The 21,571-nt window shown below is 69.6% G+C and carries 19 protein-coding genes; 9 read left to right on the plus strand and 10 right to left on the minus strand.

The annotated features are described in order from the left end of the window. Positions 1 to 11: 11 nt before the first annotated feature. Positions 12 to 995 (plus strand): sulfate/molybdate ABC transporter ATP-binding protein, encoded by a 984-nt coding sequence (locus tag IEY33_RS15430; protein ID WP_188964183.1) that lies wholly within the window; start codon positions 12 to 14, stop codon positions 993 to 995. Positions 996 to 1,073: 78 nt separating this feature from the next. On the opposite strand, the gene thrS is transcribed toward IEY33_RS15430, so the two are convergent. Then, a complete protein-coding gene (gene thrS / locus IEY33_RS15435; RefSeq protein ID WP_188964184.1) occupies positions 1,074 to 3,023 on the minus strand; it encodes a threonine--tRNA ligase in 1,950 nt (649 codons plus the stop codon). A gap of 268 nt (positions 3,024 to 3,291) precedes the next feature. Here thrS and IEY33_RS15440 point away from each other — a divergent pair, with 268 nt between their 5' ends. Further along, a complete protein-coding gene (locus tag IEY33_RS15440; RefSeq protein WP_188964185.1) occupies positions 3,292 to 3,744 on the plus strand; it encodes a hypothetical protein in 453 nt (150 codons plus the stop codon). Positions 3,745 to 3,792: 48 nt separating this feature from the next. Here IEY33_RS15440 and IEY33_RS15445 read toward each other — a convergent pair whose 3' ends face one another. Together IEY33_RS15445 and IEY33_RS15450 are read right to left on the minus strand one after the other, a co-directional pair. Continuing rightward, positions 3,793 to 4,209 carry a DUF805 domain-containing protein gene (locus IEY33_RS15445; protein ID WP_188964186.1) on the minus strand — a complete coding sequence of 139 codons (417 nt, stop codon included), beginning with the start codon at positions 4,207 to 4,209 and terminating at the stop codon, positions 3,793 to 3,795. Positions 4,210 to 4,383: 174 nt separating this feature from the next. Then, on the minus strand, positions 4,384 to 5,148 hold the full coding sequence (locus tag IEY33_RS15450) for a DUF805 domain-containing protein (protein ID WP_229671063.1): 765 nt from the start codon (positions 5,146 to 5,148) through the stop codon (positions 4,384 to 4,386). A 187-nt stretch (positions 5,149 to 5,335) separates the two neighbouring features. Here IEY33_RS15450 and IEY33_RS15455 point away from each other — a divergent pair, with 187 nt between their 5' ends. From IEY33_RS15455 to IEY33_RS15465, 3 genes are read left to right on the plus strand one after another with little or no spacing between them, the layout of a single operon-like run. Next, complete coding sequence (locus IEY33_RS15455) at positions 5,336 to 6,907, plus strand: B12-binding domain-containing radical SAM protein (RefSeq protein ID WP_188964187.1); 1,572 nt, start codon at positions 5,336 to 5,338, stop codon at positions 6,905 to 6,907. 5 nt (positions 6,908 to 6,912) lie between these two features. Continuing rightward, on the plus strand, positions 6,913 to 7,407 hold the full coding sequence (locus IEY33_RS15460) for a DinB family protein (protein ID WP_188964188.1): 495 nt from the start codon (positions 6,913 to 6,915) through the stop codon (positions 7,405 to 7,407). A 36-nt stretch (positions 7,408 to 7,443) separates the two neighbouring features. Next, positions 7,444 to 8,625, plus strand: coding sequence for a cysteine desulfurase-like protein (locus IEY33_RS15465; protein ID WP_188964189.1), 1,182 nt, complete (start codon positions 7,444 to 7,446; stop codon positions 8,623 to 8,625). 301 nt (positions 8,626 to 8,926) lie between these two features. Here IEY33_RS15465 and IEY33_RS15470 read toward each other — a convergent pair whose 3' ends face one another. Together IEY33_RS15470 and IEY33_RS15475 are read right to left on the minus strand one after the other, a co-directional pair. Beyond that, on the minus strand, positions 8,927 to 9,193 hold the full coding sequence (locus tag IEY33_RS15470; RefSeq protein WP_188964190.1) for a hypothetical protein: 267 nt from the start codon (positions 9,191 to 9,193) through the stop codon (positions 8,927 to 8,929). Continuing rightward, positions 9,186 to 10,130 (minus strand): transglutaminase-like domain-containing protein, encoded by a 945-nt coding sequence (locus IEY33_RS15475; RefSeq protein WP_188964191.1) that lies wholly within the window; start codon positions 10,128 to 10,130, stop codon positions 9,186 to 9,188. The genes IEY33_RS15470 and IEY33_RS15475 overlap by 8 nt, the downstream gene beginning before the upstream one ends. Positions 10,131 to 10,246: 116 nt before the next feature. On the opposite strand from IEY33_RS15475, the gene IEY33_RS15480 reads away from it, so the two are divergent. Further along, on the plus strand, positions 10,247 to 12,283 hold the full coding sequence (locus tag IEY33_RS15480; RefSeq protein ID WP_229671064.1) for a thioredoxin domain-containing protein: 2,037 nt from the start codon (positions 10,247 to 10,249) through the stop codon (positions 12,281 to 12,283). A 262-nt stretch (positions 12,284 to 12,545) separates the two neighbouring features. On the opposite strand, the gene IEY33_RS15485 is transcribed toward IEY33_RS15480, so the two are convergent. The 4 genes from IEY33_RS15485 to upp all read right to left on the minus strand — a co-directional run bounded on the left by IEY33_RS15485 (position 12,546) and on the right by upp (position 16,506). Further along, a complete protein-coding gene (locus IEY33_RS15485) occupies positions 12,546 to 13,301 on the minus strand; it encodes an ABC transporter substrate-binding protein (RefSeq protein WP_188964192.1) in 756 nt (251 codons plus the stop codon). Positions 13,302 to 13,529: 228 nt separating this feature from the next. Continuing rightward, positions 13,530 to 14,684, minus strand: a complete 1,155-nt coding sequence (locus IEY33_RS15490; protein ID WP_188964193.1) for an ABC transporter ATP-binding protein — start codon at positions 14,682 to 14,684, stop codon at positions 13,530 to 13,532. 177 nt (positions 14,685 to 14,861) lie between these two features. Then, positions 14,862 to 15,809 (minus strand): endonuclease/exonuclease/phosphatase family protein, encoded by a 948-nt coding sequence (locus IEY33_RS15495; RefSeq protein WP_188964194.1) that lies wholly within the window; start codon positions 15,807 to 15,809, stop codon positions 14,862 to 14,864. Positions 15,810 to 15,867: 58 nt separating this feature from the next. After that, on the minus strand, positions 15,868 to 16,506 hold the full coding sequence (gene upp / locus IEY33_RS15500) for a uracil phosphoribosyltransferase (RefSeq protein ID WP_188964195.1): 639 nt from the start codon (positions 16,504 to 16,506) through the stop codon (positions 15,868 to 15,870). 150 nt (positions 16,507 to 16,656) lie between these two features. Between upp and IEY33_RS15505 the strand changes: the two genes are divergently transcribed. Beyond that, positions 16,657 to 18,378, plus strand: coding sequence for a C1 family peptidase (locus tag IEY33_RS15505; RefSeq protein ID WP_188964196.1), 1,722 nt, complete (start codon positions 16,657 to 16,659; stop codon positions 18,376 to 18,378). Positions 18,379 to 18,763: 385 nt separating this feature from the next. Here IEY33_RS15505 and IEY33_RS15510 read toward each other — a convergent pair whose 3' ends face one another. Next, complete coding sequence (locus IEY33_RS15510; RefSeq protein ID WP_188964197.1) at positions 18,764 to 19,981, minus strand: saccharopine dehydrogenase family protein; 1,218 nt, start codon at positions 19,979 to 19,981, stop codon at positions 18,764 to 18,766. Between the two features lie 276 nt (positions 19,982 to 20,257). Between IEY33_RS15510 and IEY33_RS15515 the strand changes: the two genes are divergently transcribed. Next, complete coding sequence (locus IEY33_RS15515; RefSeq protein ID WP_188964198.1) at positions 20,258 to 20,533, plus strand: hypothetical protein; 276 nt, start codon at positions 20,258 to 20,260, stop codon at positions 20,531 to 20,533. A gap of 1 nt (position 20,534) precedes the next feature. After that, positions 20,535 to 21,512: an FAD:protein FMN transferase gene (locus tag IEY33_RS15520; RefSeq protein WP_229671065.1), complete on the plus strand. Its 978-nt coding sequence runs from the start codon at positions 20,535 to 20,537 to the stop codon at positions 21,510 to 21,512. Positions 21,513 to 21,571: the final 59 nt, after the last annotated feature.

Raw genomic sequence — 21,571 nt, forward strand, 5'->3', positions numbered from 1 at the left:
AGAGGACCAGCATGAGCATCCAGGCAACCCACATCAGCAAACGCTTCGGGACGTTCGCGGCCCTGAACGACGTGTCCCTCAACGTCCCGGACGGCAAACTGGTCGCGCTGCTCGGCCCGAGCGGGTCCGGCAAGACCACCCTGCTGCGCGTCATCGCGGGCCTGGAACTGCCGGACAGCGGCCAGGTGTCCCTCGCCGGACAGGACGTCACCAACGCCGGACCCGGCGAGCGCGGCATCGGCTTCGTGTTCCAGCACTACGCGCTGTTCCGGCACATGACCGTCGCGCAGAACGTCGCGTTCGGGCTGAGCGTCAAGAACCGCCGCGAACGGCCCGACAAGGCCACCATCCAGGCCCGCGCGATGGAACTCCTGAAGCTCGTGCAGCTCGACTGGGCCGCGCACCGCTACCCCACGCAGCTGAGCGGCGGGCAACGCCAGCGCGTGGCGCTCGCCCGCGCGCTCGCCGTGAACCCGCAGGTGCTGCTGCTCGACGAGCCGTTCGGCGCGCTCGACGCGGCCGTCCGGCAGGAACTGCGCGACTGGCTGCGCGACCTCCACACGGACCTGCACCTCACCAGCGTCTTCGTGACGCACGACCAGCAGGAGGCGCTGGAGATCGCCGATCAGGTCGTGGTGTTCAACGACGGCCGCATCGAGCAGATCGGCACGCCGGACGAGGTGTACGACCACCCGGCCACACCGTTCGTGTACCGCTTCCTCGGCAAGACGAACGTCCTGCACGACGACGGCCGCCTGGAGTACGCGCGCCCGCACGACATCGAACTGAGCCGCGACGACCACACGGACTTCCGCGCGGGCCGCATCCGGCACGTGCACCTGGTGGGGTCGGAGGCGCGCATCGAGGTGCAGGACGCCGCTGGACGCGTCGTGAGCGCCGAGATGCCCAAGGCCCTCTTCCGTGACCTGCAGGTCGAGACGGGCGCGCAGGTGTACTACCGCCCGCGCCGCGTCACCCACTACCCCGCACCCTGATCAGCCCCACCGGGCATGACGAAGGGCGGGCCGCTCACCTCCGGGTAGAGCGGCCCGCCCTTCGTCATGCGGCCCGGTTCAGGCGCGCGTCTCGTACCGGCCGAGCAGTTCGGCCTTCAGGTCGTCGAAGCCCACGGCCTTGCGCTCCCGGGTGCCCTCCGCCGTGCGTTCGCGCACGCTGACCTGCCGCGCCGCCTGCTCGGCGTCCCCGACGATCAGCATGACGGGAATCTTGCTGAGTTCCGCGCTGCGGACCTTGGCGTTCATGCGGTTGCTGGAGTCGTCCACCTCGGCGCGCAGGCCCGCGTCGCGCAGTTCCTGCTCCAGCTGGCGCGCGTAGTCGTTGTGGCGGTCCGCGATGGGCACCACCATGATCTGACGCGGCGCGAGCCACAGCGGGAAGTCCCCGCCGTAATGCTCGATCAGGATGCCCACGAAACGCTCCAGGCTCCCGAACGGCGCGCGGTGAATCATGATGGGCCGGTGGTCCTGCCCGTCCTCGCCGACGTAACTGATGTCGAAGCGTTCCGGGAGGTTGTAGTCCACCTGAATGGTCCCCAGCTGCCACTCGCGCCCGATCACGTCCTTGACCACGAAGTCTAGCTTCGGGCCGTAGAAGGCCGCGTCCCCCGGCTCGACCGTGAACGGCAGGCCCACCTCCTGCACCGCCTCGATGATCTGCGTCTCGGCGGCGTTCCAGTTCTCGTCGCTGCCGACGTACTTGCTGTTGCCGGGGTCGCGCGTTCCCACGCGGAAACGGACGTCGTTCATGCCGAACGTCCCGAGGACCAGCACCGTGAGTTCCAGCACGTCCAGGAATTCCTTCTTGAGCTGGTCGGGACGGCAGAAGATGTGCGCGTCGTCCTGCGTGAAGCCGCGCACGCGCGTCAGGCCGTTCAGCTCGCCGGACTGCTCGTAGCGGTACACCGTGCCGAACTCCGCGAGGCGCACCGGCAGGTCCCGGTAGCTGCGGGGCTTGCTGGCGTAGATGCGGACGTGGTGCGGGCAGTTCATGGGCTTGAGCATGTACTGCTCGTCGTCCACCGTGATGGGGCTGAAGTTGCTGTCGCTGTAGTTCTGGTAGTGGCCGGAGGTCTTGTACAGTTCGAGGTTCCCGATGTTGGGCGTGATGACGCCCTGGTAGCGGCGCTGGAACTGCTGCTCCTTCAGGAAGGCGGCCAGCTCGTCACGCAGGATCGTGCCGTTCGGGAGCCACAGCGGGAGGCCCTTGCCGACCATCGGGTCGATGGTGAACAGCTCCAGTTCCTTGCCGAGGCGGCGGTGGTCGCGGCGCTTCGCTTCCTCCAAGCGCTCCAGGTACGCGTCCAGTTCCTTCTGCGTCGCGAAGGCCACGCCGTACACGCGCTGCAGCGCTGCGTTGCTGGCGTCGCCGCGCCAGTACGCGCTGGACGTGCTCATGAGCTTGAAGGCGGCGGGGAGCGCCCCGGTGCGCGGGAAGTGCGGCCCGCGGCACAGGTCCACGTAGTCGCCCTGCGTGTAGAAGGTGATCGGCTCGTCGTCCGGCAGCGCCGTGATGAGTTCCACCTTGTACGGGTCGTAACTGAACTGCTCCAGGGCGGCCGCCTTGCCCACGTCGGTCCGGACGATGTCGAGGTTGCGGGCCAGGATGTCGCGCATGACGCCCTCGATGGCCGGGAAGTCCTCCTCGCTGAGCGGTTCGGGCAGGTCGAAGTCCTGGTAGAAGCCGTTCTCGATGGCGGGGCCCACGCCGCGCTTCACGGCTGTGGCCGGGTAGCCCTTCGCGACGTAGAACTCCCCCACCGCCTGCGACAGCGCGTGCCCCAGCGAGTGCCGGAACAGCGGCGCGGCGTCCTCCGGCTTCTTCCTGGTGATGAGCGTGATGGCCGCCCCGTCCGGGAGGGGCGTCATGAGGTCCATCAGTTCACCGTCGGCGGTGGCGGCCAGTGCGTCCTGCGCGAGACGCGGGCCAATGGCGCGGGCGGCGTCGAGAGCGGTGGCGTTGGCGGGCAGTTCCAGTTGTTTCCCGTCGGGCAGTGTGACGTGCATAAGACTCCTTCGATTCAGCATGGGTGGGCCCGGTCTGGACGCGGGGCAGCAGAACGCCTGAAAGCTGCGGGAGCTCTCAGGCACTGATAGTTCGCGTGACCGGGAAGGCAGGCATTCGTCTGCAGCTCACGCCGCGCATCACCAGACCGGAGTGACGGGGCGAAGGCTTCATGCGGGCAGTCTAGCGGCTGGGCGGCAGGACCGGCAACTTCGGGCCGACACCTGCCCTCACGTGCAGGCCAGCAGGGGCGTACGGTACGGGCAGCGTATGACCCTGCCTCCGCGCTTCCGTCGTCCCGGCTGGTCCGATGAACCCTGGCTGCACTGCCCCCGCTGCCGTCACCCGCTGATCCGCTGGCACCGCTACACGTGGACTCCGGAACGCCCGCAGGTGGTGTGGGACCCGGACCGCTGGCTGCTGCCGTTCCCGGTGATGGGCGCCGTGCTGATGACCGGTCTGATCCTGCTGTGCACGGAACTGCTGCTGATCGGCGGGCTGGGCCGTGGGCGCGTGCTGCTGTGGACGGTCACGCAGCTCGGCCTGCTGTGGGCCACGGCGGTCGCGTGGGTGGACTGGCGGTGGCGCCTGCAGCGCCGGGCGCACCTGCGACGCACCCTGCAGCCGCACGACTGGGTGTGCGCCCGCTGCCTGCACAGCGAGCCGGACCGCGCGGACCTGTACCTCGTCCCGCAGGAGCACGGCGCGCCCGACCAGCCGTAGACACGACGAGGGGCGACCCCCACGCGGAGGCCGCCCCGGACGCGCACTTCAGAAGGCGGGCTTGGGAGCCTCGTTCAGGCCTTTGGGGTTGGGACCCCACTTGTTGCTGCCGGGCTTGCTGTCGAGAACGGTGAACACCAGGATCACGATGCTCAGGCCGATCAGGGTCAGCAGGTACCACCAGCCGCTGAAGCCCGCGTCGTGCAGGCGGCGCACGGTGACCGCGATGGTCGGGATGAGCGTGGCGAGGCCGTAGATGCTGAGCAGCCCGACGAACAGCATGCCGACGGGGGACATGGAACTGGCGCTCCCGCTGCTGAGCACACCGCTCGTCACGGCGAACAGGCCGTACAGGACGGCCGTGATGATGAAGTTGACGAGCGTGAACATCCAGAATTCACGGCGGCGGGCGCGGCCCGAGAAGTTGGCGTAGTTGTTGCGGATGACGTTCAGGTATTCGTTCATGCGGTTCTCCCTGTCGGGCGTGGGGCCGGGTGGGCCGCCCGTGCTGGCGTGTGACGGACATGAGTTCCCGATACATTTCCGCTCACTCTTCTCAGACTACAGGAAGGGGATGGCAGCCGTACACGCACCTGCCCGTCCCCGGCCGCGTTCCGCCCGCTCCGCGAGGGCCGCAGGTCAGTACGCGCCGTTCGCCCTGCCCAGCGCCTGTTTAGGGTTCTCGCCCCACCTGTTGCTGCTGGGCGTGCCCTCGGTCGCCAGGAACACCAGCAGCACGATCAGGCCCGCGAGCGGCACGAACGCGATCAGCTGCCACCACCCGCTGCGGCCCGTGTCGTGCAGGCGGCGCGTCGTGATCCCCAGCTGCGGCAGCAGCAGCCCCAGCGACACCACCGCGCCCAGCGGCCCGGACCCCCGGCCGTCACCGAGATCGCTGAAGAGGATGCCGTCCAGCACGGCCGCCACGATCGTCAGCAGCAGCAGGAACAGCGTGAACATCCAGAACTCCCGGCGGCGGGCGCGGCCCGTGAACACCGCGTACTTCTTCGTGACGGCGTCGATGAAGGACGCGAAGGCGCCCTCCACCGACCCGTCCGGCGTGCGGCCCGCACCGGGCGCGGGCGGCACCACCCACCCGGAAGGCGCGGCGGCACGTGCCGGTCCCGGGCCTCCTCCGAAGCGCAGGGCGTTCAGGCCCTCCACGGCACGCGCCGCGCACGTCCGGAAGCGCCGCTCGTCCTCCGGGTCGAGGTCTATCCCGTCGTGCATGACGCGGTTCCGCAGGAAACTCACCTGCTTCAGGTCGCGCTGCACGTCGTCCGGCAGCGCCGCACCGAGGCTCTGCGCCTTCTCGCCCATGCCTGCCCCCACCGCGCCCAGCCGCGTGAGGAGCGTCTCGATCTCGACGGAGGTATCGCGAACCATGCGGAGCGTATCGGTCATGCCTTCAGAGTACCGGGCGGGCATGCTGTCCCTCCTGTCAACTGCGTGCGGGCAGGACGTGACGCGGCCCTCAGTCGGCACGCGGAATCCGGGTAGACTGGTGAACTGTGACGCGCACGGCGCGAGAACGGCCAGGTCAGGTCCCCAGGGGTGAGCGGGGGAGTTGGGCCTCGCCAAGAGGAGACTTTTGAGTTACTGGCGAAAAACAATCAAGCCGCTGCTGGACGACGAAATCGGCACCATTCACAAGCAGGCTCCGGCCCGCGTGACGCTCGCCTTCCCGAACCGGTACTCGGTCGGCATGGCGAGCCTGGGGTATCAGGTCATCTACCGGCTCTTCAACAACGTGGACGGCGTCGCGTGCGAACGGACCTTCCTGCCGGACGACCCGGACGCGTTCGAGGGGACGGGCGAGGCCCTGCCGACCGTCGAGTCCGGCCGGGACGCCGGGGACTGCCAGCTGTTCGCGATGAGCGTGTCCTTCGAGCTGGACCTGACGAACATCATCCGGACGCTGGACCTGGCGGGCATTCACCCGCTGCGCGAGAAGCGCGACGACAGCGACGCCATCGTCATGATCGGCGGGCCGCTCACGAGCAGCAACCCGTACCCGCTCACGCCGTTCGCGGACGTGATCGCCATCGGGGACGGCGAGCAGATCGTGCCGGTCCTCGCGGAAGCGCTGCGTGACGCCACGTCCCGCGAGGACTTCTACGACCTCGTGGACGGCATGCCCGGCATCTTCCTGCCCGCCCGGCACAGCCACGAACCGCAGTGGGCGACGGCCCCCAAGGAACTGCTGCCCGCGTACAGCCAGATCGTCACGCCGCACAGCGAGCTGAGCAACATGTTCCTGGTCGAAGCGCAGCGCGGATGCCCGCGCCCCTGCACCTTCTGCCTGGCCCGGACCATGTACGGCCCGAACCGCAACAACCAGGGGCAGGAACTGCTGGACACCATTCCCGACTGGGTCACCAAGGTCGGCCTGGTCGGCGCGGCCCTCAGCGACTTCCCGCACACCAAGTTCGTGGGCCGCACCCTGACGGACCGCGGCATCAAGCTCGGCGTGAGCAGCATCCGTGCCGACACCGTGGACGCCGAACTGGCCGAGATCCTCAAGGCGGGCGGCCTGCGGACCTTCACGGTCGCCTCGGACGCGCCCAGCGAACGCCTCCGCCAGTGGTTGAAGAAGGGCATCACCACCGAGGACCTCCTGAAAACCGCGCAGATCAGCCGCGACCTGGGCTTCAAGGGCCTCAAGGTGTACATGATGATCGGCCTCGGCCCCGAGAACGACGACGACATCACCGAACTGATCTCCTTCACCAAGGAACTCGCCAAAGTCAACCGCATCGCTCTGGGCATCTCCCCCTTCGTGCCGAAACGTCACACGCCGCACTTCCAGGACTCCTTCGCGGGCGTGAAGACCATCGAGAACCGCCTGAAGCGCATCCAGAAGGAACTGCGCACCACCGCCGAACTCCGCAACGTGTCCGCCAAGTGGGCCTGGGTGGAGAACGTCATCGCGCGCGGCGGCGCAGATGTGGGCATGGCCGCCTACGCCATCTACAGGAACGAGAGCATCGGCGCGTGGAAGAAAGCCCTGGACGACGTGGGCTGGGTGGACCCCTACGAGGCGAACGAGAGCCGCATCGAGCTGCCCGCCGGTCAGATCGTGCGCGGCGACTACGGCCTGCACAGCCCCGACGACCTCGCCGGACGCAAGGTCAGCAGCCACGCCGAAGGCCTCGCCATCTGAGACGCGTGCCTCACCTGCTGCACTTCACGCCCGCCCCGGCCCGCACGCCGGAGGTGGGCGTGCTGCTGTCGGTGCTGCACGAGGCGCGCGCGCGGACGCTGGCGCATCTGGCCGAGCGACCACCCGACCTGGACCGGCAGCCTGCCGTGGGGCACAGTGCCGGGACACTGCTGTACCACGTGGCGGCCATCGAGCTGGACTGGCTGTACGCGGAGGTGCGTCAGGAACCGTTCCCGGACGCGGTGCAGGAATGGTTCCCGCATGACGTGCGGGACGCGGCGGGCCACCTGAGCGTGGTGACGGGCGAGCCGCTGGAGCGCCATCTGGCGCGGCTCGCGTGGGTGCGCGCCCGGCTGGACGACACCTTCCGGGACATGACGCTGCCGGAGTTCCGGCGGGCACGGCGGCTGGAGGCGTACGACGTGACGCCCGAATGGGTGCTGATGCACCTGAGCCTGCACGAAACGCACCACGCGGGCCAGCTCGCGCTGCTGCCCTGAAGTGCCGGTCGGAGGCAGCTGCGCTAGCCTGACGGCATGCAACTCGCTGATATTCGCGCTCAGTTTCCGCAACTGCAGGACGATCTGGTGTACCTCGACAACGCGGCGGGCGGGCTGGTGCCGCAGCGGACGCTGGACGCCGTGCAGGCGTACCTGTCGCGGTTCGGGAGCATCAACAGCATGCCGGGGCACGCGCGCGGCGCGGAGGTGCTGGCCCTGAAGGGCCGGGCGCGCGCGGCGACGGCACTGTTCCTGAATGCCCAGCCGCAGGAGGTCGCGATCGGGCCGAGCGCGACGGCGCTGGCGTTCCGGCTGTCGGCGGCGTTCGCGCGGCTGTGGGGTGCGGGCGACGAGGTAATCATCTCCGAGCTGGATCACGAGGCGAACGCCAGCCCCTGGCGGGAACTGGAACGGGTGGGCGTGACGGTGCGCGTGTGGCGTGCACGGGACGACCTGACGCTGCACGTGGAGGACCTGTCGGCGCTGCTGTCCACCCGGACGCGGCTGGTGGCGTTCACGGCGGCCAGCAACGCGTTCGGGGTGCGGACGCCGGTACGGGAGGCGGCGCGGCTGGCGCGGGAGGCTGGCGCGTGGGTGATGGTGGACGCCGTGCACATGGCGTCGCACGAACTGCCGGACGTGCGGGCGTGGGGCGTGGATTTCCTGACGTTCAGTCCGTACAAGGTGTTCGCGCCGCACCTGGGCGTGCTGTTCGTGCGGCGGGAACTGCTGGCGGGCCTGCCCGTCCCGAAGCTGGAGTTCGTGTCGGACGACGACATCACGAAGCTGGAGCACGGCACGCCGCAGTACGAACTGCTCTGCGGGTGGCTGGCGAGCCTGGAGTACCTGCGGGAACTGGGCGGCCACGCCGAGCTGGACCGTGGAGCGCTGGAGGCGGCGTTCCGGCGCGTGGCGGAACTGGAGTCGCCCGTCGCGGCGCACCTGCTGGCTGGCCTGACGGGCGACACGCGCGTGACGCTGTACGGTCCGCACGATCTGGCGGGACGCGTGGGGACGTTCGGGTTCCGCGTGGCGGGCGAGCTGCCGGAGGTGACGACGGCGCGCCTGCGGGAGCGTGGCGTGAGTGCCGCGTCCGGGCACTTCTATGCCGTGATGCCGGTCCGGCGCCTGGGCCTGTACCCGGAGGGCGTGGTGCGGGTGAGCATCGCGCACTACACGTCGCTGCTGGACGCGCAACGGCTGCTGGACGCGCTGTAAGACGGTGTTGAGCTGAACTCTCGGAGTTCGGCCGAGCGAAGCGAGCACCGAAAAGTACGGTGTTGAGGGGGTGGAAGCGGGCAGGCGTCCTGCAGGGCGTATCGTCGTGAACGGACGCGGCTGGCCACGCCACTCTTCCCGTTTTGCCCAAGAAGGGATGTCGGTGCTGTTCCCGGCATCTTTGGAACCTGATCAACACCGCACGAGACGAGTTCCGACCCGGTTCCGGGTGGGGCGCGCAGGCAGGCTCAGGGCAGGAGGCCCGGACGGGAGTCGTCCGGGCCTCCTGTCGTCTCGCGGTTCAGGTGTGGAGCAGCAGGGCCGTGAGTGCGCCGACCAGGATGGCGGCGGCGGCCGACACAGTTTCGGGGCTGTTGAGGCCGTGACGCCGGACGAGGTTCCCGGCGGTGAGGCCCATCAGGGCGAGGCAGACGAGGGCGAGGACGTTGCCGGGCGCGGCGAGCAGGATCTTGAGGGCGAAGTACACGACGACGCCGAGGACGGCACTCAGCAGGAACGTGAACGCGCGGGGCGGTGTGGGTCGGGGACTGGGGCGCTGTTCAGTCACGCTGAAGCCACTCGGCGCTCAGGCGCAGGCCCTCCGGGGTGGGGGTATGCGGGTACCCGGCGGCCAGGGGAGGCAGTTCCGTGTCGAGGGTCTGGTCCCCCCAGACTTTCATGTGTGCGAGGACGCTGCCGCCGAAGGCGGTGTTGAAGGCCACGTCGGACGCGTCGCGGCCCGTGGCGATCAGGATGCGGCCCACGCGGGGGACGTTGTGGCGCGCGTCGAAGGTGCGCCAAGCGCCGTCCAGCCACACCTCGAACCACGCGTGGAAGTCCATGGGGCGGTAGTCGGGCTGCACGCCGATGTCCGGCAGGTAACCGCACACGTAGCGGGCGGGGAGGTTGAGGGCGCGGCAGAAGGCGACGCCGGCGTGCGCGAAGTCGCGGCACACGGCGTACCCGGACTGGTACGCTTCGCGGGCGCTGGTGGAGGCGGTGCTGCCCGCCCCGTACTGCAGGCGCGTCTGCAGGTGGTCGCAGACGGCCTGAGCCTGCGCCCAGCCGCCCTGAATGTGCCCGAACAGCTGCCACGCCTCGGCGGACAGCAGGTCGCTGTCCACGTAGCGGCTGGGCAGCAGGTAGTGCAGCATGGGGCTGGGGAGGTCCTGCACGAGCGCCTTGGGGAGGTCCGGAAGGACGGGGTCCTTGTGGGCGGGCACTTCGACGAGCAGGTCGTGGGACACTTCGAGTCGTCCGGCGGGCGCGAGGAGTCGCCAGACGGTGTTGCCGTGAGGGTCGAGGTAACTGCTGTGCTGCGCGAGCGGTAGGTCCGGCACGATACGTTTGCGGGACGCGAGGATGCGCTGGCCGGGGCGGTCGGTGGGTTCCACCACGAACAGCATCGGGGTGGGCTGGCTCAGTTCGAAGTGCAGTTCGAATCCCGCGCGTATGCGGATGGTCTCGGCCCGGCTGGGGTCTGGGCTGGAGGCAGGCGACGTCATGCCACATGGTAGCGGTTCGCCGGGCCGGGCCGTAGGGGACGTTCTCTGAAGGTTTCGTGCGTGTTCCCGGCGGGCGTGGGCGGGCGGCCGGGGGCCGCGTCCTGTAGCCTGAACGCATGACGGAAGACGCTCACCTGAACCGGCTCGCGCAGGAGACGAGTCCGTACCTGCGGCAGCACATGCACAACCCGGTGGACTGGTACGCGTGGGGTGACGAGGCCTTCGAGGAGGCGCGGCGCAGTGACCGGCCCGTGCTGCTGTCGGTGGGGTACTCGACGTGTCACTGGTGTCACGTGATGGCGCACGAGAGTTTCGAGGACGCGGCCACGGCGGCCTTCATGAACGCGAATTTCGTGAACGTGAAACTGGACCGCGAGGAGCGGCCCGACATCGACGGGCTGTACATGAGTGCCGTGCAGGCGTTGACGGGGTCGGGCGGGTGGCCGATGACGGTGTTCCTGACGCCGGACCGGCGGCCCTTCTACGCGGGCACGTACTTCCCGCCGCGTGACCTGCAGGGCATGCCGAGCTTCATGCGGGTCATGACGTCCGTCGCGGGCGCGTGGCGCGACGACCGCGACAAGCTGGAGGGGAACGCGGAGGCGCTCACGGCACACATCCGCGAGGCGAGCGTGCCGAGGCCCGGCCCGGACGCGTGGCCGGACGACCTGCTCCCGCACGCGCTGCAGAACCTGCGCGCCCTGCACGACGAGCGGAACGGCGGTTTCGGCCGCGCCCCGAAATTCCCGTCCCCGACGACGCTCAGCTTCCTGCTCACGCAGCCGGACGGGCAAGACATGGCCCTGCACGCCATGCACGCCATGCTGCGCGGCGGCATCTACGATCAGGTGGGCGGCGGGTTTCACCGGTACAGCGTGGACGAGGCGTGGCGCGTTCCGCACTTCGAGAAGATGCTGTACGACAACGCGCAGCTCGTGCGGGTCCTGCTGAGCGGCTTCACGCTGAGCGGCGACCCCGCGCTGCTCTCGGGCGCGCAGGACACCCTGACGTACCTGGAGCGCGAGATGCGCGCCCCGGACGGCGGGTACTACAGCGCGCAGGATGCCGACTCGGGCGGCGTGGAGGGCCTGACGTTCGTGTGGACGCCGCAGGAGTTCCGGGACGTGCTGGGCGAGGACGCGGACGACATGGCGCGCGTGTTCGGCGTGACGCCGGAGGGGAACTTCATGGACCCGCACCGGCCCGAGTTCGGGCGGCGCAGCGTGCCGTACCTGCCGCACGGCGTCCCGACGGACCTGCAGGAGCGCGTGCGGGACGCGCGGGCCCGGCTGTTCGCGGCCCGGGCGGCGCGCGTGCAGCCGGGCCGGGACGACAAGGTCCTCACGGGCTGGAACGGCCTGATGCTGGCCGCCCTGGCGGACGCGGCCCGCGTGACGGGCGACGCGCACTGGCTGACGCTCGCCCGGCAGAACCGCGACTTCGTGCGCGCGAACCTCCTCGACCCGCATGCGGACGGGACGGAGGGCGCGTCGGCGCTGCTGCACACCTTCAAGGACGGCCGCGCCCGCGTGAGCGGCCTGCTGGAAGACCAGGCGGTGTACGCGCTTGGCCTGATTCAACTGTACCGGGCGGGCGGGGACCTGAACGACCTGATGTGGGCGCGCGCCCTGTGGCGCACGGTGCGCCGTGAGTACTGGGACGACGAGGCGGGCGTGTTCTACACCACCGCGAGCGGGCAGGAGGTGCTGATCACGCGCCGCCCGGAGTTCTTCGACGCGGCCGTCGTCAGCAGCCACGCGGCCGCCACGCAGCTCGCCGTGTGGATGGAGCGTTACTTCGCGGATGAGGACGCCGGGCGCGTCGCGCGCCGCGCGGTCGGCACGTACGCGCAGGAGCTGCTGGCCGCGCCCGCCGGGCTGGGCGGCCTGCTGTTCGCCGCCGCGCACCTCCTCTCGCCCGAGACGGAGGTGGCCGTGCTGGGCGACCCGGCCGAACGCGCCCCGCTGGAGCGGGAACTGGCGCGGCACGAGCTGCCGTTCACGGTGATCGCGCCCGCCGTGCGCGGCGAGGGCCTGCCGGTGCTGGAGGGGCGCGGCGGGCACGGCACGGCGTACGTGTGCCGGGGCCGCACCTGCGACCTGCCCGCCCGCGACCCGGACACGCTGCGCGCACAGCTGCTCGCGCTCGGCTGATCCGGTGTTGAGCTGAACGTTTGGAGTTCAGCCGGGCGACAAGGGCAGCAACAACTCCGGTTTTGATCCGATTCGAGGGATGCCGGGAACAGCAGAGGCATCCCTTCCATCTCCTCAAAACCGTACGACACGGGGCGTCCGGTCAGCGGTGCCCGGCACCTGCGTACGGGGCAACAGGAGCAGGCCGCCAACCCTTGACTGAGGTCGGCGGCCTGCCCTGGCCCGCGTCCCGCCGCCCCTTCAGGAGCGAACGGTCAGCGCTTTACTTGCAGCGGATGTCGGAGCCGAAGTAGCTCTGGCTGAGCTTGGCGTACACGCCGTTGCTCTGCAGGGTGGCGAGGCTGGAGTTCAGTTCCTTCACGAGGCTGCTGTTGCCTTTCTTGACGGCCATGGCGATCTTCTCCTGGAAGAGCAGCTCGCCGACCTGCAGCTTGCCTTTCTGGGCCTTCACGACGTCCAGTGCGCTGAACTTGTCGCCCACCCAGGCGTCCACGCGGCCCGCCATCAGGGCCGCCTGCGCGTCGGTGTCCTTGGGGAAGGTGCTGACGCGGCCGATCCCGGCGACCTTCTGGACGTTCTCCAGGTACGTGGTGCCGACCTGCACGGCGACCGTCTTGCCCTTGAGGTCGGCGGCCGTCTTGGGTCCGCCGATCTTGCTGACGACGGCGCCGCCCGTGCAGTAGTGCGGGTTGCTGAAGTCCACGGCCTTCTGGCGTTCGGCGGTGATGCCGTGCGACGCGATCACGAAGTCGTAGCGGTCCTGGTTCAGGCCGATCAGGAGGTTGTCGAAGGGCTGCGAGATCCACTCGACCTTCAGGCCCAGCTGCTTGGCGATGGCGTTGGCGAGGTCCACCTCGAAGCCGGTGAGCTGCTTGCCCTTGAAGTAGTTGAAGGGCGGGAAGGCGCCTTCGGTGGCGATCTTGATGGTGCCGGACTGCTTGATGGCGTCCCAGGTGCGGGCCTGGGCGGTCGTGGCGAGCAGTGCGAGGGTGGTCAGGGCGAGGAGCGTCTTCTTCATGATGGAACCTCCGGAAACAGCGTCGGGAAGTGGAAAGGTGACGGGCGTGGACCTGCGCTGCGGGCAGCGTTCAGCCAGGGTTAATGTATCCGATCACGCACAGGTCGGCAATGCGGCGCGCATGAGGACGGCCCGCCGCTTCCGGAAGGTGCGGCGTGACACGGGGCGGGGCGGCAGCAGACAGGGCGGACCGCCCGGAGGCGGTCCGCCCTGCTGTGGGGTGCGGGTTCAGGCGGTGGTGTATACGGCCTGTTCGAGGTCGGCCTGACCCATGGTGCCGGTGGGCGTGCCACGGTCGATGGCGTTCTCGGTCTGCACGTCGAAGGCGTGCAGGCGGCGCTGGTCGACGAGCAGTTCGACGTTGTCGCCCGGCTGGATGCGGGCCTGGCCGTCGACCTTGACGGTCACGGTCTGCCCGGCGATCTCCACGATGAAGTCCGTCTGCGCGCCGAGCGGCTCGACCACGACGACGCGGCCGCGCACGATGTTGGTGCCTTCCGGCAGGTTGCTCATGCCGCGCAGGCCGAGGTGCTCGGGGCGGATGCCCATGATGACGTCCTTGCCCTCGTGCGCCTTGAGGCTCTCCGCGAGGCGGCCTTCGGGCGCGACGGCGGAACCGCCGACCACGAACTGGCCGTTCTGGACCTTGGCCGTCACGAAGTTCATGCTGGGGCTGCCGATGAAGCCCGCCACGAACTTGTTGTTGGGGTAGTCGTACAGGTTCAGGGGGGTGTCCACCTGCATGATCACGCCGTCACGCATGACGACGATGCGGGAACCCATGGTCATGGCCTCCACCTGGTCGTGCGTCACGTAGATGATGGTGGTGCCCAGGCGGCGGTGCAGCTGGCTGATCTGGGAGCGCATCTCCACGCGGAGTTTCGCGTCGAGGTTGGAGAGCGGCTCGTCCATGAGGAACACTTTCGGTTCGCGCACGATGGCGCGGCCCAGCGCGACGCGCTGACGCTGACCGCCGGAGAGTTCCTTGGGCTTGCGGCCGAGCAGGTGCTCGATCTGCAGGATCTTGGCGGCGTCACGCACGCGGGCGTCGATCTGCTCCTTGGGAGTCTTGCGGAGCTTCAGACCGAAGGCCATGTTGTCGTAGACATTCATGTGCGGGTACAGCGCGTAGTTCTGGAACACCATCGCGATGTCGCGGTCCTTGGGGGGCACGTCGTTGACGACGCGGTCACCGATGCGCAGCGTGCCTTCCGAGATGTCTTCCAGGCCCGCGATCATGCGGAGCGTGGTGGACTTCCCGCAGCCGGACGGCCCGACGAACACCATGAACTCCTTGTCCTTGATGTGCAGGTTGAAGTCCTTGACGGCCGTCTGGGTCTTGCCGTAGCGCTTGTAGATGTGTTCCAGGATCACTTCTGCCATTGAATGCCTACCTTTCCCCGGCTCTTACCCGTGAGTTTCCTCGGGCAATTGGGGTGCGTGCGTGAGGGCGGTGCGAACTGTATGCCGTGCTGACAAGGGCCAGTGTACGCGCTGCACGCAGGCGGCGCAAGAATCGCGGGGCCCGCCGGGAGCACCTGTCTGCCCAGGTGAGCGGCTTCAGGGTGCGGCGGGGACGGTCAGCTGCACCAGCAGGGGGCGGTGGTCGGAGGCGCGGCTGCGCGGCACGCTGGCGTGCGTGGCGGTCAGGCCGCGCAGCCACACGTGATCGATCCGCACGGCGGGCCACGCGGCCGGGAAGGTGAGGCCCAGGCCCGACCCGGCCTGCCAGGCGTTCGTGAAGCTGCGCTGCAGCCGGGCGTACACCATGCCCCTGGCGGGCGTGTTGAAGTCGCCGCACACGGCGAGCGGGCCGGGCGTGGCGGCGGCCCGCCGCAGGAGCGCGTCCACCTGCGCGTCCCGGGCCGCGCGGGCCGCCTGCCAGTCCCGGCGGAGCGGCACGGTGGTCAGGTGCGCGTCCAGCACCGTGACCTGCACGCCCTGCACGCCGAGGGTGGCGCTCAGCAGGTGGCGGGCCGTGCCGGGCAGCGGGTCCGCCCGCCACGAGTGCACGGGCAGCGTCGTGAGGATGGCCGTCTCGCGGGACCGGACGACCGCGTACCCCGGGAGGCGCGCGGCGAGCAGCGCGGGCAGGTCGCCGTGCACGGCGTTGGTTTCCTGCAGGCACACGACCTGCGCGTGCGCGGCCCGGATGGCGCCTGCGAGCGCGTCCGGCCCGCCCTGGCCGCGCGCGACGTTGTACGTCAGAAGCCGCAGGGGCAGACCGGCCCGGGGCGTGCCGGGCGCGGCGTGCGGCCACGCCCAGCCGAGCTGCGCCAGCACGGTCACGGACGCCACGGCACACACGGCCGCCGCCGACCACGCGCGCCGGTGGGCGGCGAGGAGCAGCACGGCCAGCGGCAGCGGCAGCCACAGCAGGGGCGGCAGGAAGTACGTGACGAGCAGCGTCGGCACGCTGCGCTCCGCCACGAGCGAGGCCGCGCTCAGCAGCAGCACCGTCCCGGCCGCCGCCCACGCGGCCCCTGTCAATCGGGTCAGTCCGGGCATTCGGGTCAGTCCGGGCAGTCGGATCAGGCGGGGCGCCCGTTCTCTCCCCTGCCGCGCGTCACTTGGTGCCGTAGATGCGGTCCCCGGCGTCCCCGAGGCCCGGCACGATGTACCCGTGGTCGTTGAGGCCCTCGTCGATGGCGGCCACCACGATCTCCACGTCCGGGTGCGCGTCGTGCACGCGCTTGATGCCTTCCGGCACGGCCAGGATGCACATCAGCTTGATGCTCTGCGCGCCCGCCGCCTTGAGGTTGTCGATGGCGGCGACGGCGGACCCGCCCGTGGCGAGCATCGGGTCGGTGAGGAACACGCGACGTTCGGAGATGTCGGCGGGCAGCTTGCTGTAGTACGCGACCGGTTCCAGCGTCTCGGGATCGCGGTACATGCCGATGTGCCCGACCTTCGCGGCCGGAATGAGGCGCACGATGCTGTCCGTCATGATGAGGCCCGCGCGCAGGATCGCGACGAGCGCGAGCTTCTTGCCGCTCAGCATCGGGAACTGCGCCGTCGCGATGGGCGTGGTGAGCGTCGTGGGTTCCGTCTCCAGGTCGCGGGTGGCCTCGTAGGCGAGCAGCATGCTGATCTCGGCGGCCAGCTCGCGGAATTCCTTGACGCCCGTGTGGACGTCGCGCATCAGGGAGAGCTTGTGCTGCAGCAGCGGGTGCTGTGGGGCGGTCAGCTTGGGGGCGTCGGACATGGTCCGAGTGTACACACGTGGCCGGGCAGGCGGGCCGGGCAACGCAACGCGACCGTAACGCCCGCCCCGGCAGCATGAAGGCAGGACGGATGTCCGACCCCGCGCCGCACACCCGCAAGGACCGTCCGGCGCTCCCCGATGGAGGTCCACATGAATGCACGCCCCGCCACCACCGCCCCGCTCCTGACGCTCACCTCCGCCCTGCTGGCCCTGGTCCTGCCCGCCCCGGCGCTCGCCGCGCCCGGCCCGCTGCTCGCGCAGGCGGGCGGCGTCAAGCTCAACACGTCCACCCTGCAGCTCAGGACGCTGGACGTGAGCCAGCTGCTGCAGACGGCCCCCGCCTTCGGGAGTGCGGCCCTGCCCGCCGGACTGCGGGTGCTGCAGGGCGACGACGCGGCCCGCTTCGCGGCGCTCGGCACGCCCACCTGGATCACGGCCGCCGCCCTGCAGAGCAGCGCCGCGCTGCGGCAGCAGCGGCTCGACCGGAACCTGAGCGTCGTGTCGGGCGCCGTGACCGCCCGGCCGGAACTGGCGCGCCTCGTGCAGCTCGCGCAGACGCGGCCCTACGAGGAACCGGTCCTCACCATCGACACCAGAAGCGGCCCGCAGCAGGTGCGGCTCCTGAGTGCCGAGGTGGGCCTGGAGCAGACCGCGTCGCAGCTCTCCCTGATGCAGGGGCAGCGGCGCACGAACGCGGACCTCGCGCTCGGGTACGCGCGCAGCCTGAACCTCGACGACGCGGCCCTGCGGGACGTGCAGGACGTCAGCGCCGCCCCGCAGGCGCCCGGCGCGGGCGGCAGCGACACGGTCAGCGTCAGCCCCGTCGTGACGCGCGCCCTGAACAACGTCACGCGCGCCACCCTGAACGTCCGCGACCTCACGCAGCTCCTCGCGCCGCAGGGCCAGGGCGACGGGCTCGACACCGAAGGCAACTGCAGCGCCAGCGCGAACGGCCTGTACCAGGCGATCGACTTCCCCATGAAGAAGTACCTGCCGGACGTGAGGTCACAGGGGGGACGCGGGACGTGCTGGGCCTTCGCGACGGTCGGCGCGGTCGAAACGACCCTCAACCGGGACTTCAAGCGCCGCGCGAACCTCTCCGAGGAGGACTTCGTGGCGTACAACAAGATCCTGGCAGGCCAGCTGGACGCCGCGGACGGCTTCTGGCCGCTCGCGGCCGCCAAGCAGTCGCAGGAGAACAACTACCGCTTCGCGCTGGAGAACACCTGGCAGTACAACAAGAGCCGGGAGCGTACCGAGACGGAAACCCCCAAGAAGTCCGGCCACTGGACGTACACCAACACCTGCAAAGGCTACCCCTTCGCCAGCACCTGCTCCGACACGGTGCACCAGGCGCCCAGCGCGTGCCTGCTGGTGGGCGGCAAGCAGAGCTGCGGCTTCCAGCTCGCGCAGGCCCGCACCGCGTACGGCATCGACATGAACCGCACGAGCGACCTGTACGACCCCGCGAACCGCGCCGCGTCGCTCTTCTGGACGGCGCTCGCCGTGCGGAGCGGCAACCCCGTCCTCATGACGCACGACGCGTACTACCTGAACGGCGGCGGGTTCGTGGGCGACCTGCCGTACGGTGCCGTCCAGCACTGCGACGACAACGGCCAGAACTGCCAGCCGAACAAGGCCGCCGACGTGCAGAACTGGAACCACGTCGTCATGCTCGTCGGGTACGTCACGAACGCCGAGCTGAAAGCGAAACTCCCGAACGCGCCCGAAGCGGCCGGCGGCGGGTACTTCATCGCCAGGAACTCCTGGGGCGGCTGCTGGGGCGACGGCGGGTACGCGTACCTCCCGTGGAACTGGCTGATGAAGTACGTGGGCCGCCTCGACGTGAACATCCAGGGCACCGTGAACTGAGCCGGAACGCAGAAGCGGGAAGCCCCACCACAGGGCTTCCCGCTCTCCTGAATCCAGGGGACACCCCGGGACTTCGTCGTCGTACGTCAGGCCGGGGCTTCCCTTCGCTGGCCCGGCCGTGGGCTCGTACGGTTTTGATCCGATTCCAGGGATGCCGGAAACAGCACCGGCATCCCTTCTTGGGCAGAACAGCGCCCATGAGGACGCTTGCCCGCTTCTTGGGCAGAACGGACGCCCTGCAGGACGCCTGCCCGCTTCTTGGGCAGAACAGCGCCCTGCAGGACGCTTGCCCGCTTCCATCTCCTCCAAACCGTACTTGTTGGTGCTCGCGGCCGGGCGGCGGCTTCGCGTTCCGCTCGGCTGAACTCCAAAAGTTCAGCTCAAATCAGTCGTGAACGAGCTGAATGCCGGGCAGTTCGTCCACCGGGAGGCCCCAGGCGTTCATGGCGGCGACGAAGGGATCGGGGTCGAACTCCTCGACGTTGTACACGCCGGCCTTCTTCCAGGTGCCCTGCAGCATCAGCATCGCGCCGATCATGGCAGGCACGCCGGTCGTGTAGCTCACGCCCTGTGCCTGCACTTCCCTGTAGGTCTGGGCGTGGTCACAGACGTTGTACACGAAGTGCACCTTCTCTTTGCCGTCGTGCCCGATGCCGCGCGCCTGCACGCCGATGCAGGTCTGCCCGGTGTAGTTCTCGGCGAGCGATTCCGGGGCGGGCAGCACGGCCTTCAGGAACTCGATGGGCGCGATCTTCTGGCCCTTGTAGTCGATCGGCACGATGCTCGTCATGCCGATGCCTTCCAGCACGGAGAGGTGCTTGATGTAGCTCTCGCCGAAGGTCATCCAGAAGCGGGCGCGCTTGATGGTCGGAAAATTCAGGACCAGCGATTCGAGTTCCTCGTGGTACAGCACGAAGCTCTTGCGGGTCGTGACCTTGGGGTAGTAGATGTCCTGAGAGATCTCGAGCGGCTGCGTCTCGACCCACTCGCCATTCTCATAATAGCGGCCGTTCGCGGTGATCTCACGGATGTTGATCTCGGGGTTGAAGTTGGTGGCGAAGGCCTTGCCGTGGTTGCCGTTGTTGCAGTCCACGATGTCGAGGTAATGAATTTCCTTGAAGTGGTGCTTGGCGTGGTGCGCGGTGAAGACGTTGGTCGCGCCGGGGTCGAAACCGCAGCCGAGAAGCGCCATGAGGCCCGCCTTCTCAAAACGCTCGCGGTACGCCCACTGCCAGGAGTACTCGAACTTCGCGACGTCGAGCGGCTCGTAGTTGGCGGTGTCGAGGTAGTGCACGCCGGTCTCCAGGCAGGCGTCCATGATGGTCAGGTCCTGGTACGGAAGCGCCACGTTGATGACGAGTTCCGGCTTGAAGGCGTTGAACAGTTCGACCAGGGCGGGCACGTTGTCGGCGTCGACGCTGGCGGTCGTGAACTTCGCCTTGCTGCCGGGCATGTGCTCGTGGATCTCGGCGACGATCTTGTCGGCCTTGCTGACGGTGCGCGTGGCGATCAGCACTTCCGTGAAGACCGTGTCGTTCTGCGCGCATTTCTTGGCGACGACGTTGCCCACGCCGCCCGCCCCGATGATGATGACTCTGCTCATGCGGCCAGGATAGCGCAGGGGTGTCATACGGTTTCGATCCGATTCCAGGGATGCCGGAAACAGCGAAGGCATCCCTTCTTGGGCAGAACGGACGCCCTGCAGGACGCCTGCCCGCTTCCACCTCCTCAAAACCGTATCGATTTGCACTCGCTTCGCTCGGCTGAACTCCAAAAGTTCAGCTCAAAACCGGATCATGCGGCTTTCGTGGCGTGCACGCAGGACCGGGCGGGACACGCGTGGGCGGGCGGCACGCTAGCCTCTGCGTATGGTGAGGGCTTGAAGGTCTTCGTGGTGATGCTGGCGGGCTTCGTGACGCTGGTGGGCGTGTTCGTGGCGGTGTTCGCGTTCCAGGGTCGAGAGGTCCGCGTGTACGGTCAGGCGGTGCTGGCGGCCGTGCGGGTGCCGCCTGCCGTGCCGGTCGCGTGCAGCCGGGTCGCGCCGGGCGTGCGGGTGCCGGCCCAGGTGGCGGAGTGCCGCGTGCGGACGAGCGGCGGGCGAGCGGAAGTGGACCTGCGGCTGGACGGCGGGCGCAGCTTCCTGCTGAGGCGCTGACGTGCCGCGCCTGACCGGGCTGCTGGCGCGCCTGCCGTGGCGTGCGCGGTCCGTGCGGCACGCGGCGGTGCTGGAGGGCGTGCTCGGCACGACGCTCGACCTGCAGGTCGTGGCGGGCACGTCCGGTCAGGCGCGGGCGGCGCAGGCGGCGCTGCTCGCCGAGATCGACCGGCTGGAGGGCGTGTTCAGCCGCTTCCGGCCGGACAGCGAGCTGAACCGCTGGCTCGCCACGTCCGGCGGGCAGGTCCCGGTGTCCGCCGACCTGGGGGGCGTGCTGCGGGAGGCGCTGCACTGGACGGAACGCAGCGGCGGGGCGTTCCACCCGGCGACCGAGGCGCTCAGTCCGCTGTGGCGGGCGGCCGAGCAGAGTGGCGTGCCGCCCGCCCAGGACGCGCTGGACGTGGTGCTGCGCCAGATGCGTGGGCCGCTGTACCGCGTGCAGGAGGAGGGCGGCGCGTGGACGGCGACGCACCTGACGCCGCTCCCGCTGGGCTTCAACGCCTTCGCGAAGGGGCACATCGCGGACCGCGCGGCGCTCGCGGCGCTGGGCGTGCCGGGCGTCACGCAGGTGCTCGTGAACCTGGGCGGGGACCTGCGCGTGCTGGGGCCGCAGCCGGTCACGGTGGACATCGCGGACCCGTCCACCCTGGCCGACAACGCCGCGCCGCTCTGCAGGGTGCGCGTGCAGGACGCGGGCGTCGCCACGAGCGGCCGCGCCCGCCGGGGCTTCCGGGTGGGAGGAACGTGGTACTCGCACCTGCTCGACCCGCGAAGCGGGCAGCCGCTCGCGCGGGTGGTGAGCGCCAGCGTGACCGCGCCGAGCAGCGCGGTGGCCGACGTGCTCGCCACCGTCCTGAGCGTCCTCCCGCCCGCCGATGGCCTCGCGTTCGTGCGGGACGTGCCGGGCTGCGCGTGCCTGCTGGTGGAGGCGGACGGGACCGTGCACCGCAGCGCGCGCTGGCCGGCGCTGGAAGTCTGAAGTCTGAACTGCCGACCCGCGCACCTGCCTGAACGTGTGGCTCTTCTATGCGTCTGCGT

The sequence above is a fragment of the Deinococcus aquiradiocola genome (genome assembly GCF_014646915.1).
In the GTDB taxonomy this organism is placed as follows: domain Bacteria; phylum Deinococcota; class Deinococci; order Deinococcales; family Deinococcaceae; genus Deinococcus; species Deinococcus aquiradiocola.